The organism is Thermococcus sp. ES12 (assembly GCF_012027515.1).
In the GTDB taxonomy this organism is placed as follows: domain Archaea; phylum Methanobacteriota_B; class Thermococci; order Thermococcales; family Thermococcaceae; genus Thermococcus; species Thermococcus barossii.
In genome coordinates this window covers 487,104-502,146 of record NZ_SNUP01000002.1, presented here as the reverse complement: position 1 = coordinate 502,146, position 15,043 = coordinate 487,104, and the positions used below count along the sequence as shown (strand labels likewise).

The window sequence follows — 15,043 nt, the reverse complement described above, 5'->3', positions numbered from 1 at the left end:
CTTTGCCCGTGAAGTTTTTTCAAAAATGAAATGCTTTTCTTTTATAAACTCCAAAGTCAAACTTTAAAAGGATAAAAGCACATAGATGTACTGGCCAGTAACGTTGTGTGCAGTATACGCGGTAGTAGGCCATCAACCCCCATATCTGGCTTGAGAGGTGTTGGAAATGAGCGCCATCGTGGACTTTATAAACTGGCTCGATGGGGAAGTCTGGGGCATACCCATGATAGTGTTGCTGCTGGGCACCGGCATTCTCCTGACAGCGTTTCTGAAAGTTATACAGTTCAGGCGCTTGGGCTGGTCCATCAGATTCACCCTCTTTGAGGGCAGGAAGAAGACCGGTGAGGGTGACATCACCCCGTTCCAGGCGCTGATGGCAACTATCTCAGGAACCGTCGGTATTGGAAACATAGCCGGTGTCGCAACGGCAATCCATTTCGGTGGCCCCGGAGCCCTGTTCTGGATGTGGGTAACGGCACTCGTGGGAATGGCCACGAGGTACTCTGAGGGACTCCTCGGAGTTGCCTTCAGGGACACCCTTCCAGACGGAACCATGATAGGAGGAACCTTCAACTTCCTCGAAAAGGGCTTCGCCATGGAGAACATACCCAAGACAGGTAAATACATAGCGGCGATCTTCACCCTGCTCTTCGCGGTCTTCGTAGGCTACGACGCCACCAAGCTGGCAGGGGCGACGCAGATAGGCGCGATAATAGTCGCGGTGCTCTTCGGTATCCTCGGCCTCTTCCTGCTCAAGGACGACGCCTACCCAACGCTCGGAAAGGTGCTGGCGATACTGTTTGCGCTCTTTGCATCCATAGCGGCCTTCGGAATAGGCAACATGACCCAGTCGAACTCCGTTGCCGATGCTATGAAAACCGCCTTCAACATCCCGATGTGGGCAACCGGATTGATCCTGGCAGTTCTTACGTTCATAGTCATCATAGGCGGTATCAAGAGGATCGGTGAAGTCGCGGAGATGCTGGTGCCGTTCATGGCAATAGTGTACTTCCTCTTTGCCATAGGCGTCTGGATAAAGTTCGCAGGAAAACTGCCGGCTGCCTTTGCGACTATATTCGAGGATGCCTTCACCGGAAAGGCCGTCGCCGGCGGTGCTATCGGCCAGGTGATTCTCTGGGGTGTCAAGAGGGGACTGTTCTCCAACGAGGCCGGTCTCGGTACCGCAACCCTCGCCCACGCCGCAGCTAAGACAGACCACCCGTCAAGACAGGCCCATGTTGCCATGCTCGGTCCGTTCATAGACACCCTGATCATCTGTACCCTCACCGGTGTCTCGATAGTGGTCACGGAGGCTTATCTCAACCCGGAGCTCAACGGCGCACCGCTCACCCAGGCGGCCTTCGCAGCAGCGTTCGGACACGCGGGAGAGATAATGGTCGCCATAGGCATAGTCCTCTTCGCCTACTCGACGATACTCGCGTGGTCGTTCTACGGCAGGCAGAACGTCATGTACCTCGCCAAGTGGCTCGAGCAGGACCCCGAGAAGTTCGCCAAGCTCTATCCAAAGCTGCACCTCATCTACAACCTGCTCTTCGTCATCTTCATCTACGTGGGCTCAGTGACCAAGCTGGAAACCGTCTGGAACTTCTCGGACATGATGAACGGACTGATGGCGATACCGAACCTGATAGGCCTGCTGGTGCTCTCGTGGTACGTCAAGAAGAAGACGGACGAGTTCATCTCCGCCAACCCGTGACATTTCCTTTTTTCAACTTTTTAGCTCTTTGAGGCGATAGAAATGACTTCTGAGTATCCCAAAATCGTTGTTAAGCCCCCGGGACCAAAGGCGAGTGAGCTAATCGAGAGGGAAAAACGGGTCATCTCAGCCGGCCTTGGGGTCAAGCTCTTTCCAGTGGTTCCCGAGAGGGGCTACGGTGCGCTGATAGAGGACGTTGATGGGAATATCTTCATAGACTTCCTGGCGGGGGCGGCCGCCGCCTCGACCGGCTACGCTCACCCCAGACTCGTGAAGGAGGTTCAGGAACAGGTCGCGAAGATACAGCACTCGATGATAGGCTACACCTACAGCAAGAGGGCCATAGAGGTGGCGGAGAAGCTCGCGGAGAAAGCACCCGTGAAGGAGCCGCTGATACTCTTCGGCATGAGCGGAAGCGACGCGATGGATTTAACGATGCAGGCTGCCCGCTTCGCCACGAAGAGACCGTGGATGATAGCGTTCATCGGGGCCTACCACGGACAGACCTACGGGGCAACCTCGATAGCGGCCTTCCAGAGCTCCCAGAAGCGCGGACTGTCCCCCCTGATTCCGGGCGTTGTTTGGGTCCCGTATCCTAACCCGTACAGAAACGTGTGGGGAATAAACGGCTACGACGAGCCGGACGAGCTGATAAACCGTTTCCTCGACTACCTTGAGGGTTATATCTTTGCCCATGTGCTCCCGCCCGATGAGACGGCCGTCCTCATAGCCGAACCCATCCAGGGTGACGGTGGAATAGTCGTTCCGCCGGAAAACTTCTTCATCAAACTCAAAAGACTGCTCGACGAGCATGGAATACTCCTGGCAATGGACGAGGTGCAGACCGGGATTGGAAGAACCGGGAAGTGGTTCGCGAGCGAGTGGTTCGGGGTGAAGCCGGACCTCCTGGCCTTTGGAAAGGGCGTCGCCAGCGGCATGGGGCTGAGCGGCGTTATAGGGAGGAGAGACCTCTTGGAGAACCTCACTAGCGGCTCCGCACTTCTGACTCCCGCCGCAAATCCCGTGGTCTCGGCCGCCGCCCACGCGACGCTGAGAATAATCGAGGAGGAGAACCTTCTCCAAAACGCCCTGCGCGTAGGGGAGTTCATCCAGAAACGCCTGAGGGAGATGCAGGAGGAGTACGATGTAATCGGAGACGTCCGCGGAAGGGGTCTCATGATAGGGGCGGAGATAGTCAAAGCGGACGGAAAGCCCGACCCAGAGCTGACGGGGAAGATATGCTGGCGCGCCTTTGAGCTCGGGCTCATACTGCCGAGCTACGGCATGTTCGGAAACGTCATCAGGATAACGCCGCCCCTCGTGATAACCGAGGAGCTTGCAGAGAGGGGACTGGAGATAATGGAGCAGGCTTTGAAGGACGCCTTTGCCGGGAAAGTTACCCACAGGGTTGTGACGTGGCACTGATGACCCCTGAGTTCTTTTTAATATTTGTTCATCCGTCAGTGATTTAAACCCCCAGCTCGGAAATATGAGGGGCGTAAAAATGCTCGAATCCCTAAGAAAAGCCTACCTGCACTGGCGCTCCCGCTGTCCCTTCGTCAGGCGCTTCGAGGAATGGAGGATGAAGAGAAAGGCGAGGGAATTTAAAGTTGAGGCCAGAAGGTAACCTCCAGAATTCCATACTTTTAGGAACTCCCTCTAACACTCCAAAAAGCTCCAACCCCTAAATTTATGCCGCTCAGGTAATTTTCCGTTTTTTGCTTACTATTTTTAGTAGTTTGTAAAATTTGAATACGAAAAGTATTTATACCCCTTGGGGGTGTTACTTCTTTCGGTGATTAGAGAATGAAGCGTATGGGTGGAATCTGGTTAATATTTCTGATTGTCGGGATGAGTTTGAGCATGGCAGTTTCCAGCAAGCCAGTGATGGCAGTAAGCAACGACCCCTACCAGGCTTTTTGGGAGATTCTGAACAGGGAAGCAGAGCTTGTAGTCCAGTTTAACGAGACTGGTAACGCATCCCTCGCTGTGGAACTGATTCAAAACTCTCTCCTCGGAGCAGAGAATGCGGCAAACATTTCAGCCCTGATCTGGGAATCCCTGAACGAGTTAAAGACCTCGGGAATCAAAACCTATTACACCGCGCAGGAACTTCGCGAGATGGCTCAAAACATCAGTCAGAACGGCCTGCCGGAGGAAACGGTTCAAGCTTTGAAATCTCAGGGCTGGACCGACGAGCAAATCCAAGCATTGGAAGATTACATAGCACAGAACGCCGATAACATCAACGAGGACTTTAACATGACAGCATTCCTTGAGGATTTCTCGATGGCATTCATCGACGTTGCCTTTAAGTACAACCATTACGAATCCTGGACGCTGGAGAAATGGAAGTGGAGTCAGCCTGCTGAACCTCCCCAGGCCACGAACAACGAGATGGTAAATCCAATCCTCGCCAAAGAGTGGGTTGAATTTTACAGGGCCTACTTGTCCGGAGATTATAATGACATGAAAAGCAAAGTTTACAGGCTGAAGGGTTCAATGTACAAATTACTGAGCAATGAGAAGAGGAATTGTACCTTGACTTTTCTCAGAGATGGAAACCTTGTAACTCAGAGAGGGATTATCCAGGGCATTAACCATACCACAAACGGTTCTTTGGTTTTCACGACCCTAGTCACATCCTCAAAAGGTAAGTACATAATTTGGAATGTTACCACATATTACTGGCCCGATGCTCTATACGCCTATGAGTTATCAAGCAACATTCTTGCCTTGGTAACTGCTATGGAGTCTGGGAACGAGAATGATGAGCTCGTGAGTATTTTGAATCAGAAGGTTGCCGAATTAAAGGATACCATGAAAGTCCTAATTATTGAAAACAAGGTCTTAAAAAATCCAATCAGGGATGACCCAATAAGACCCATAGAACCAATATACCCCATAAATCCAAAACTCCCCGCACAACCTGTATCTACCATTTCTACAAAAGAATCAACAACATCATTACAATATCCAACAAGCACAATTACAATAACTCCAGCTGATGATGTTACCGCAACCGCTCTCGAGCCCAATGATGGGGATGGACGCTTAGTTATTGACAGTGTTGGGGTGGAAGTTGTTGAGGTAACCTCAGATCATGCCACTTACAGGGTTGTGGTTCATATCCACGCTGAAGATAACGCTGTCTCAAACGTGAATGTAGAGTTTCGAGGAACTAAACTGAGTGATTCTCAGTCTGTGGGCTTCCTTTATCCAGGTGACAGCCTCATAGTAAAGAGTGCAGTCAGTGGAAAGGTGTATGGAAGTGGTCAAGTGACTGTGAGCGGGACTGTTAAGATAACTTACACTCCCAGTTCTGGCCCAACGCCGAACAGTGTTGGTCCGGCTAATGACGAGCGTGAGATAACCAAGAGTTATTCAAAGACGATAACGCTGGAGGACAACTTTGACCCCGGTAAGATTCACATAAGCATCGGGACTCACGATGAGAATGGTGATGGGGTCATTACTGCCGGGGAGGACGTTACCTTCAAGGTTGTCGTGGAGAATGATAATAGTGCTAATGTTTCAGGATCCTGCAGGATTGACGTGGTTTATCCAATAAGTAGCAGTGATAAGAGCAATCAGAGCTTTAACGTTGACGTAAGCGTTCCAACTGACGGGAACGTGGAGAAGACTTTTGGTATTGTGCATTATGCTTGGTCCGGAACCTTCACATACACTGGAGAGTGCAGTTTTGACCAGTACACAAAAAGCTTTAGTGGTTATGTGACGGTGGAGGATGGTGACTCCACGGATCCCGTTGTTGTGAAGACGATCAATGTTGTTCCAGTAACTTGGCCCAGCACAGCTCGTCTTGGTGATTCTGTTGAATTTAATGTAGATTTGGAGAATATGTATTCGATAGATAAATCCGTGAAGATTGAGTTAAAGGTTGATGGAGTTACTGTTGACTTTGCCGAGACTACTATTATCGCAGGACGCGTTACAAGTGTTATCCTAAACTGGAATGTTCCCCATGACTTCACTGTGGGGGATCACATTATAAAAATACAAGCCTTCTCAAGGAATCCCAACTCAAACGACCCTTGGAACCCCGAAGACAGCGAAACGGACTCTATTGAGATCAAGGGTGTCGAAATCCTAAACGTCGATTGCCCCCAAAGAGCGGGTCTTGGTGAAACCATTGAATGCAGGATTTACCTAAAGAACACGTTAGATGACAGAGTTGGCACAAATACTAAACAGGTTATTTTAATTGGCTATCCTTATGACGAGTACCTCCATGAAACCAGAACAGTCAGTATCGAATATCCTATTCAGGATTCCATTAATATAGACCCAGACCATACTGAGATCCTGTTAGTAGCTCCCATTGAGATCCCCGACGATCGGAAAATTCTTGATTATCGCTACACTTGTGATCAGATAGCCGGAGACTGTTCTTTTGAGTGGGCAGACACCAACTACACACTCCAAATCAAACTTGACATGCCTTATCCCCAAGAGGACATAACCATTAATAGGATCCTAACTCTCTACTACTTTGGTAGCTCAGCAATGCAAGAAATATCTGGAGGTCTAGTGACCGAATATGGAGTACCTGCCGCTACAGCAGGTCTAACAGGACTATTACTTGCAGCCGCTGGGTTTAGCGCATTTGCTACGTTTGGACTCTCATTAGCTGTTGGAGCAATAGTCTATGTAATACTTAAAGAAACAAGTTAGGGGTGGATTGAAATGGATGTTGTTACCCACGGCATTATAGTGATGTTCCCCCACGCTTTCCTATTTTTAATGGTCATAGTAATGTATCTGCGGTTAAGGGAAGGCAGAATTCAAGTTGCAAAGAGAATAGCATTACTGGCGCCGATGACATGGTTGTACTGGAGGTGGTTCTTTGATAACCTGCCATTTTTAAGGGCTCCCACTAATTTGATGGCCTTCGTTACGTTTACAATGTCCATGGCAGGATATACCACAGTCGTAATGAGGCTATATCCTGAACCTGCCAATTCTAGAGAGGGCTTAAAATAAATCAGCTATCTTTTATTTAATTATCGAATGTCTTCAATCCTGTGTTAATGGTGAAACAAATGACTTGTGATAACAATTTGATAATTGGAGGGTGATGAGACATGAAAGTTCGTCGGTGTTATGGGTTCTATCTCCGTTGTGTCCTTGAGACCTACGCTATTTCTATTTTTTTAGTCTATCTCCTCACAGATTTCAAAGGATTATCAGGTCAAGCTCTCCTCGTGACCTTGGGCATTTCTTTCGTACTGGCCACAGTGCTCGTGTACATCTGGGCATTGATATATCCTTCAGATGACTTCATAGCCTTGAAAAGAGAGAAGGAGAAGAGAAATTAATAGAACGCAAGAGACAGCCATACCACAGAGGGATGAGTCATGAACCTTGGGAATCTTGTTGGGTTCTTTTTAATTTTTCTTCCTGCAATGCTGCTGATTTTCATAATAGCCTACGTTGTAGTGATCAATTCGCTTGAAGAGAGCAGAAATGAATACTTCATTAGCATATACGTTGGAGTGCCATATCTTGTGCTTTTCTGGACGGCTATAATGTCAGAGACAAAAAATGGCCTGCTAGGATGGATGTTAATATTTGGATTTTTGATAGCCAGCAAGGCAGTAAAACCACGGGCATTGATAGACGGATTGACATTAGGCTCACTCGTGTACTTGACTCTTACGTCAATAGTTGCCATCGTAGGGTTATTAGCTTATATTCTGATCCAACTCAAAAGTGAATTAAAAGAGAAGGTATTAGTGTACATAATCCTACTATGGGGTTCGTTAGTGCTTGTCACTCTACCTTCGGTATCCCAAGCAGGGACAGTAACCTTTGTAGGTGCGGTTCATGTTATCACATCAATGAGGCTCCTAGGAGTTTCAGGGACGCAAATAAATTCTAATTAGTCGTGGGGATGAATGATGCAATTGAGCCTGACTACTGAGTGGAAAGATCCAAAGAATCTTTTTAAAATATATTTAATTTGCTTTTTCCTATCTATCCTAGCATGGCCAAAAGGAACTACACTCAAAGAGATTTTGGGGCTAAGTACTGCGGCGTTCATAATAATGTTAACACTACTGTACATTTGGAATCTCCTAGCACCCACCGAAGACCTGTGACAAGAATCCGGTATTACATGAGGGTGGTACTGATGAAGCGTGAACTTTGTAAACTAGGTCTCAATAGGGCATGTATAAAGGATCTCGCTTTAAAAGAACGGCGTTTTGACAAAAGTCTCCAGCAGACAGGCAGCAATTTGATTGGGGATGTTGAATCGACCGTTAATCTTGAGGGCCTCTCTTCCTTTCTTTTAATCGTCATCTCCCTCTACCTTGGATACTCTTTCAACATACTGGGAGAGATACACAAGAAAGCTGTAAAAATTCTTCAGAATTCGAGAGCCTTGGAACCACAATAGCAATCAAAGCCTATCTGAACCAGCTAAATGAACCAGTGATGTATGTGGTGAAAATGAATCCCAGAGACCTAACCGGACTTCAAGTACCAACAGAATTTGCAATTAGTGAAACTACAGGTGCTATAGTTGGGGCTGCAGGATACTGCTAACTACTGAAGCGATAACAGCAATGGGAATTTTTATAGCGGCGGGAGAGGTGCATTGGCCGGCATTTCCGCAACTCTAGTTGGTCTCTGGCTGTATGAACTAAAAGTCGGACTCTTCGATCTTATAGCTCCAGATGACCCTGGTGATAACAATTTCATGCTTGAATTGGAAACGCAAATAAAGTCCCAAAGCGAGCCATATAAAAAGAAGACGGGAGAATTAGACCCCCAACAGCGCCACCAGCTCTTTAACAATCTCCTCCTTCTTTACCGTTCTCTGCTCGCCGCTCTCCATGTCCCTTATCGTTACTTTGCCCCCGGCGAGGTCCTTCTTTCCGACGAGAATCACGTAGGGGACGCCGAGTCTCCCTGCATAGTCGAGGGCCTTCCTCAGCTTCCTCCCCGTCAGCTCGACGTCGGCCTTAACTCCGGCCCTCCTGAGGGCGGAGACGATCTCAATCGCGGCCTTCTTGAGCTCGGCCCCCTTTCCAATCGGAATCACGTAGACATCGGGCCTGAGCTTGACCTCCGGGATGAGGCCCTTCCACTCGAGGATTGGGATGAGACGCTCTATCCCTATGGCAAAGCCCGTCGCTGGAGTCGGCTTTCCGCCGAAGACCTCTATGAGGTTGTCGTACCTCCCACCGCCACCGATTGAGCCGATTCCGAGGTCATTGGGCGCTATGGCCTCGAAGACTATGCTGGTGTAGTAGTCAAAGCCCCTTGCGATTCCGAGGTCGATGAGAATCCTGTCCTTGACACCGTAGGCGTCGAGAAGGTCAACAAGCTCATAGAGCCTTGCTATCTCCGTCTTGGCTTCATCGCTCGTGAGGAGTCCCTCCGCAAGGGGAAGAACCTCGTCGGGTTTGCCCTTAATCTCTATGAGCCGAAGAACCTTCTCAACTCCGTCATCCCTCAGCCCGAAGTCCCTCAAAGCTTTAACGAATTCCTCCCTGCTCATCTTGTCCTTCTTGTCTATGAGCCTCATCAGGCCTATGTCATCTTTAACACCGAGCATCTTGGCAAACTCATCGAGGAGAACGCGGTCGCCTATGTTCACTGTGAAATCTTCTAAGCCCGTCGCCAGGTAGCTCTCGACGAAGAGGGCTATGACCTCCGCGTCGGCCTCAACTTTATCGCTTCCTATCAGCTCAACCCCCGCCTGCCAGAACTCCCTATAGCGGCCGCTCTGGGGTTCTTCATACCTGAACATGTTGGCGATGTAGTACCACTTGATGGGCTTTGGGGCGGTCTGGAAGGAGTTCACGTAGAGCCTTGCGACGCTTGACGTCATATCCGGCCTGAGCGAGAGGTTCCGCCCGCCCTTGTCGTCGAAGGCGTAGAGCTGCTCCACCACCTCCTCACCGCTCCTGAGCTGGAAGAGGGTGGTGTACTCAAAGGTGGGGGTGAGAACCTCATGAAAGTTATAGCGCTCGAAAACATCCCTTATCCTCTCGAAGACCCATCTCCTTTTGGCCATCTCCTCGGGCAAAAGGTCTCGCGTTCCCTTAACTTTCTCCAGCCGAACTTTCATTCTCAACCCTCCTTTCCCTGGGAAAAGCGGAAGGGGTTAAAAGGTTAGCCCATGAAACTTTGACGTTTATCCAGCGGATGTCATGAGCAGGTATATTCCGACGACACCCTGCACCATCATCTGCGCTCCGATAGCCATCGTGAACATACCGATTATCCTTATGAAGACGCCGAGGGTGGTCTTGCTGACGTTCTTGATGACGTAAAGAGTCACGAACATCACGAGGGCCGTCAGGAGTATGGCGATGAAGATTGCCGCGGTCGCATGGTAGAGGCCCTTCTCTGCGGTGAGGGTTATCGCGGTGGTTATGGCTGCAGGCCCGGCTATGAGAGGTGTCGCAACGGGAACGGCCGCCAGGGCGAGTATGTTCTTCTCCCTCTTGAGCGTCAGCATTCCACCGCTCTCCAGAGCTTCAAGGCCTATCTTGAAGAGCACGAAGCCCCCGGCAACGCGCAGGGCGTTTATGTCTATGTGAAAAACCTCCTGCAGGATTATCTGGCCGGAAACCGCGAACAGGAAGAGAAGCAGAAAGCCGATGAGGTTCGCCCTCACGATGAGGGTTCTTATATCCTCTATGTGGAAGTCCTCACGGAGGAGGCTGACCAGGAGTATCTTGTCGCTCGGGTCTATCATGATGAGCATGAACAGCGCCGAACTGAGTATCGAAAGCCACTCGCTCATGTCCGCCACTGCGGTGAGGGTTTTATAAACCTATGCCCCAAAGTGTGCATCTTACCTGGAGTAGAGCCACTTGAGGAGCGGCGGCGTTATCACGGTTGTGACGAAGACCATGAGGATGGCCACCGTTAATGCATCCGGCCCGATTATTCCGCTGGCCATTGCAACGGCGAGCATTGCGAGCTCCACTCCCAGGCGGGGCACCATCCCGACGCCAATCTTGAGGGAGGAGTTCCAGTCGAAACCGGCAACCCTGGCACCCATACCGCATCCGAGGATTTTGCTCATTATCGCCGCCAGGGTGTAGAGAACCGCGAAGGTTCCCGCGTGAAGGATGTAGTCTATCTCGATTCTCATCCCCACCTCAACGAAGAAGAGAGGGATGAAGAGGGAGTAGCCGATGACGTTCACGTGGTCCATTATGCCCTTCTTTTTGGTGCTCTGACCGAGGGCCAGACCGGTCAGGTAGGCGCCTAAGATAGAGGCGAGGTTCAGATGCTCGGCGAGGTAGGCAAAGACTATCAGAAAGACGAGGGCAAAGGCGGTCTCGGCCTCGGGGAGGTCGATACGGGAGATAAGCCTAAACGCCCTGTCCGCAAGGCCGGGGCCGAAATACAGAAAGAAGAAGAGAAGGAACGAAACGGAAATGAGAACCTCCCCCAGACTCGCGTAATTGACCTCTCCACCCTTTATCATTGAGATGGCCACAGTCAGGATTAGGATTCCAAGAACGTCGTCGACGACCGCGGCAGCCAAAATCGTCGTCCCCTCCCTGGTGTTCAGGCGTCTCAGCTCCATGAGAACCTTCACGGTTATGCTGACGCTCGTGGGGGTCATCATCGCACCGTAGAGGATGGCCTCGTGGAAGGGAACAAAGAACTGAGCTACAGAAAAGCCGAAAATGAAAGCCATGAGAACGCCGATGCCGGCCACGACGACGCTCTGACGGCCGACGCGCTTGAACTCCTCCAGCTCACTCTCAAGGCCCGCTATGAAGAGGAGCAACAGAACTCCCAAGTTAGCGAACTGTCCGATGACAGGGTTGGTGTCAAAGAATATTCCTATGAGAAGTCCTCCGAATATCTGGCCGAGAACCACGGGCTGGCCGATGCGCTCGAACACGTATCCCATCAGTTTTGCCGTTGCAAGCATCAGGGCCATCAGGAGCAGTATTTCCATATCACTCCCTCGAAAACGCCCACTTGAGGAGGAAGGGCGTTACCAGCGTTGTTATTATCACCATGCTCACCGGTATGGAAAACGTCCCCCTGTCGAAGACGCCCTCTCGCAAACCTATGTTGGCCATGATTAGGGCGACCTCCATCCTCGGGACCATTCCAACGCCTATCTGAACCGCTTCCCTGCCCTTGAATCTCGTCAGTAGGGCCCCGATGCCGCAGCCGACTATCTTTCCGACTATCGCCAGGAAAGCGTAGAGCCCCGCGAAGGCCCCGATGTGGGCCAGAACGTGGATGTCCGTCTCGACGCCTATGCTGACGAGGAAAACGGGGATAAAGAGGGAGTATCCGATGGTCATGGTCTTGCCCGTCACCTCCCGGGCCTCGGCACTTCCGGCAACGAGGAGACCGGCCAGGTAGGCACCGGTTATGCCCGCCAGCTGGAATTTCTCGGCTATGTACGCGAAGATCAGCATTATGGCTATCGCAAAGGCCGTTATCGTCTCGGGCAGGTTTATCCTCTCCGACGCGCGGAGGGCTTCTTTTATGGTGGGACTGCCGAGGAGGAGCCCCAGGAGGAAGAACAGCGCGACCTCACCGAGGATTATAATGACATCCATCGGGGAGACGCTCCCCTTGGTGTTCATCGCAACGAGAACCGTCAGAATTATTATGCCGAGCACGTCGTCAACGACCGCGGCAGCTAAAATCGTCGTTCCAACGCGGCTTCTCAGCTTCTTCATCTCCATCAGTATGCTCGTTGTCAGCCCAACGCTCGTGGCCGTGAGGATTCCCCCGAGGAACAGCGCCTGAATATCAGAATAGCCCCATGCCAGGGCCGCGATGTAGCCCAGGACGAAGGGAATCATGACACCGAGAACCGCCACTATGAAGGCCGAAACTCCGACGTGCTTGAACTCCTCAATGTCGGTCTCAAGGCCGGCCAGGAAAAGCAACATAACAACACCAAGCTCGGCAACGAGCTTCACTCCCTCGTCGTAGGTCACTATACCCAGAATGGAGGGACCTATGATAATCCCCCCGATGAGCTGGCCCAGGGCCGCTGGAAAGCCGAGGCGAAGGGTGAGGTAGCCGAACAGCTTTGCGACTATGAGTATCAGCGCCAGCTCCAGGAAGACGTCCATGATTATCATCCCGTTTCCGTTTTGAGCAACTCATGCCGAGACTATGCGTATGAGGCGTATTATATCCTTGACCTCCAGGACACCGTGAACTCTACCGTTCTCATCAACAACGGGGAGATGGTGCTTTCCCGTTTCGATCATTATCTTTATCGCCCGTCCAAGGTTGTCATCAACGTGAATGGTTATGGGCTTGCGGACCATTATGTCCCCAACGCGCGAGGCATGGCTTATCGAGTACTTCTTGAGAAGGCCTATCCCAACTATGGAGTACCTCCTCGGCGGCTCGAAGAAGTGGAGAAGGTCCTTCATCGTGATGAAGCCCATGAGCCGACCTTCCTCGTCAACAACAACCGCGGAGCTTTCCTCATCCCTGAGGTTCTGCACCAGCTTTGAGATTGAATCCTCCGGGTGAAGGATGAGGAACTCCCTGTCCATGACTATGCTGACGGGAACCTTGGAGATGTAGCGGATGTTGTGGCTGAGCTCCTCCTTGCGCTGGAGCTGGAAGAGCCTTCGCTTGCTGTGGATTATCTTTATCTTCTTGGCCTTCGCGCTCTTCGATTTATCGCTCATCATGCTCCCACTGAGTATTCTATTACCCAATTCTGTTTAAAGGTTTCGGGAAATCTATAATCAAATTTGCGTCAACTAAGTGGGCATAAATAAACCATGTTAACCAAAAACTTGCCAAAAAGTTTTTAAGGTGTTGGCCATAAACACCGGCAAGGGAAATATGGTTTCTGGAAAAACCTACGACGTTGTCATAATCGGTGCCGGCCCGGCAGGCCTTTTTGCGGCATACGAGCTGGTCGAAAGGAGCGATTTTAGGGTTCTAATAGTCGATGAGGGCGGGGACATCGAGCAGAGAATCTGCCCGATGTACGAACTCGGCTACTGCATCGGCTGCCAGCCCTGTCATATCATGAGCGGTGTGGGCGGTGCTGGTGGGCTCAGTGATGGCACTATAAACCTCCGGCCGGACATTGGAGGCGACTTAAGCGAACTCACGGGGGATGAGAACTACGCCTGGCAGCTCGTCTGGGAAGTGGACCGGATTTTCCTGAGGCACAAAGCCCCTGGGAACCTTTTCAAGGGCAACCCTGAGGAGGTTAAGTACTGGGAGCAGAAGGCTGCCCAAGCAGGTGTTAAGTTCATACCCATAATCCAGCGCCACATAGGCTCCGACAGGACACCCGAGGTGATAGGGGACATAAAGAAGTACCTTGAGAGCAAAGGCGTCGAGTTCCTCCTCTGGACGAAGGCGCTGGAATTCGGGCAGGGATGGGTGAAGGTGAAGAAGGGCAAAGACGTCTTCGAGATTAAGGCCCGATACATCGTCGTCGCCCCAGGGAGAGGTGGGGCCGACTGGTTCCACGAAGTGGCCGGGAGGATAGGGCTCAAAGCCAGACACGGGCCGATTGACGTGGGAGTTAGGGTAGAGGTTCCGGCCATAATAATGGAGCCGATAACGGGCATAAACCACGACCCCAAGTTCCACATCTATACAGATACCTACGACGACTTCGTTAGAACCTTCTGCACCAACCCGAATGGCTTCGTCGTTGAGGAGCGCTACGACGGCTACGTTGGCGTGAACGGCCACTCGATGCATGAGAAGAAGAGCAACAACACTAACTTTGCCTTTCTCACGAGAATAGAGCTGACCGAGCCCGTGGAGGACACAACCGCCTACGGCAGGAGTATAGCCCAGCTGGCGACGACGATAGGCGGTGGGAAACCGCTACTCCAGCGCCTAGGTGACCTCAGGCGCGGGAGAAGGAGCACATGGGCGAGGATAAGGAGGAGCGACGTCGAGCCAACGCTTAAGCACGTTACACCCGGCGACATAGCCATGGCTCTCCCGCACCGCGTCGTTACCAATATCCTTGAGGGTCTTGAGAAGCTCGACCGCGTTCTTCCGGGCGTTGCGAGCGACCACACACTGCTCTACGCGCCGGAGATCAAGTACTACGCCATGAAGGTCGAGGTCGATGAGAACCTGGAAACAAGCATCGAGAACATCTTCGCCGCTGGAGACGGAGCGGGACTGAGCAGGGACATCGTGAACGCCGCGGCCACAGGACTTCTGGCCGCCAGAGGGATACTCAAGAAGGAGGGCCTCTACACCGAGAAGGACTTTAGAAAGCCTGACAACTGGAAGGCAAAGATTAAAGGCCTTGAGTCATGAAAACTTCAAACTCTTCCCTTTTCTTGGCAAAAGTAT

General features: G+C 51.2%; 14 protein-coding genes. 9 read left to right on the top strand and 5 right to left on the bottom strand.

What is annotated here, in order from left to right; translation table 11 throughout:
* The first annotated feature begins 166 nt into the window (after positions 1-166).
* From E3E37_RS07500 to E3E37_RS07470, 8 genes are all read left to right on the top strand, one after another.
* Positions 167-1,717: a sodium:alanine symporter family protein gene (locus E3E37_RS07500; protein ID WP_088865612.1), complete on the top strand. Its 1,551-nt coding sequence runs from the start codon at positions 167-169 to the stop codon at positions 1,715-1,717.
* A 42-nt stretch (positions 1,718-1,759) separates the two neighbouring features.
* On the top strand, positions 1,760-3,142 hold the full coding sequence (locus E3E37_RS07495) for an acetyl ornithine aminotransferase family protein (RefSeq protein WP_167716144.1): 1,383 nt from the start codon (positions 1,760-1,762) through the stop codon (positions 3,140-3,142).
* Positions 3,143-3,221: 79 nt separating this feature from the next.
* Positions 3,222-3,344, top strand: coding sequence for a hypothetical protein (locus E3E37_RS11730; protein ID WP_256366115.1), 123 nt, complete (start codon positions 3,222-3,224; stop codon positions 3,342-3,344).
* Positions 3,345-3,523: 179 nt separating this feature from the next.
* The gene (locus tag E3E37_RS07490; RefSeq protein ID WP_167716142.1) at positions 3,524-6,412 is read left to right on the top strand and encodes a hypothetical protein; all 2,889 of its coding nucleotides are present in this window, start codon (positions 3,524-3,526) and stop codon (positions 6,410-6,412) included.
* A 12-nt stretch (positions 6,413-6,424) separates the two neighbouring features.
* Positions 6,425-6,721 carry a hypothetical protein gene (locus tag E3E37_RS07485; RefSeq protein WP_167716140.1) on the top strand — a complete coding sequence of 99 codons (297 nt, stop codon included), beginning with the start codon at positions 6,425-6,427 and terminating at the stop codon, positions 6,719-6,721.
* 101 nt (positions 6,722-6,822) lie between these two features.
* Positions 6,823-7,056, top strand: a complete 234-nt coding sequence (locus E3E37_RS07480; RefSeq protein ID WP_167716138.1) for a hypothetical protein — start codon at positions 6,823-6,825, stop codon at positions 7,054-7,056.
* A 39-nt stretch (positions 7,057-7,095) separates the two neighbouring features.
* Positions 7,096-7,623, top strand: coding sequence for a hypothetical protein (locus E3E37_RS07475; RefSeq protein WP_167716136.1), 528 nt, complete (start codon positions 7,096-7,098; stop codon positions 7,621-7,623).
* 248 nt (positions 7,624-7,871) lie between these two features.
* Positions 7,872-8,138: a hypothetical protein gene (locus E3E37_RS07470; protein WP_167716135.1), complete on the top strand. Its 267-nt coding sequence runs from the start codon at positions 7,872-7,874 to the stop codon at positions 8,136-8,138.
* A 366-nt stretch (positions 8,139-8,504) separates the two neighbouring features.
* Here the strand turns inward: E3E37_RS07470 and hisS are convergent, their stop codons facing one another.
* From hisS to E3E37_RS07445, 5 genes are all read right to left on the bottom strand, one after another.
* Positions 8,505-9,818, bottom strand: a complete 1,314-nt coding sequence (gene hisS / locus E3E37_RS07465; RefSeq protein ID WP_167716133.1) for a histidine--tRNA ligase — start codon at positions 9,816-9,818, stop codon at positions 8,505-8,507.
* A 66-nt stretch (positions 9,819-9,884) separates the two neighbouring features.
* On the bottom strand, positions 9,885-10,499 hold the full coding sequence (locus tag E3E37_RS07460) for a MarC family protein (RefSeq protein ID WP_088865594.1): 615 nt from the start codon (positions 10,497-10,499) through the stop codon (positions 9,885-9,887).
* Between the two features lie 51 nt (positions 10,500-10,550).
* The gene (locus tag E3E37_RS07455) at positions 10,551-11,675 is read right to left on the bottom strand and encodes a cation:proton antiporter (protein ID WP_167716131.1); all 1,125 of its coding nucleotides are present in this window, start codon (positions 11,673-11,675) and stop codon (positions 10,551-10,553) included.
* A gap of 1 nt (position 11,676) precedes the next feature.
* Positions 11,677-12,819, bottom strand: a complete 1,143-nt coding sequence (locus E3E37_RS07450; RefSeq protein WP_167716423.1) for a cation:proton antiporter — start codon at positions 12,817-12,819, stop codon at positions 11,677-11,679.
* A gap of 30 nt (positions 12,820-12,849) precedes the next feature.
* Entirely contained in the window at positions 12,850-13,395 is a 546-nt protein-coding gene (locus E3E37_RS07445; RefSeq protein WP_371731698.1) for an HPP family protein, read from the bottom strand.
* 157 nt (positions 13,396-13,552) lie between these two features.
* Between E3E37_RS07445 and E3E37_RS07440 the strand changes: the two genes are divergently transcribed.
* A complete protein-coding gene (locus tag E3E37_RS07440; protein ID WP_167716419.1) occupies positions 13,553-15,007 on the top strand; it encodes an NAD(P)/FAD-dependent oxidoreductase in 1,455 nt (484 codons plus the stop codon).
* Positions 15,008-15,043 lie beyond the last annotated feature (36 nt).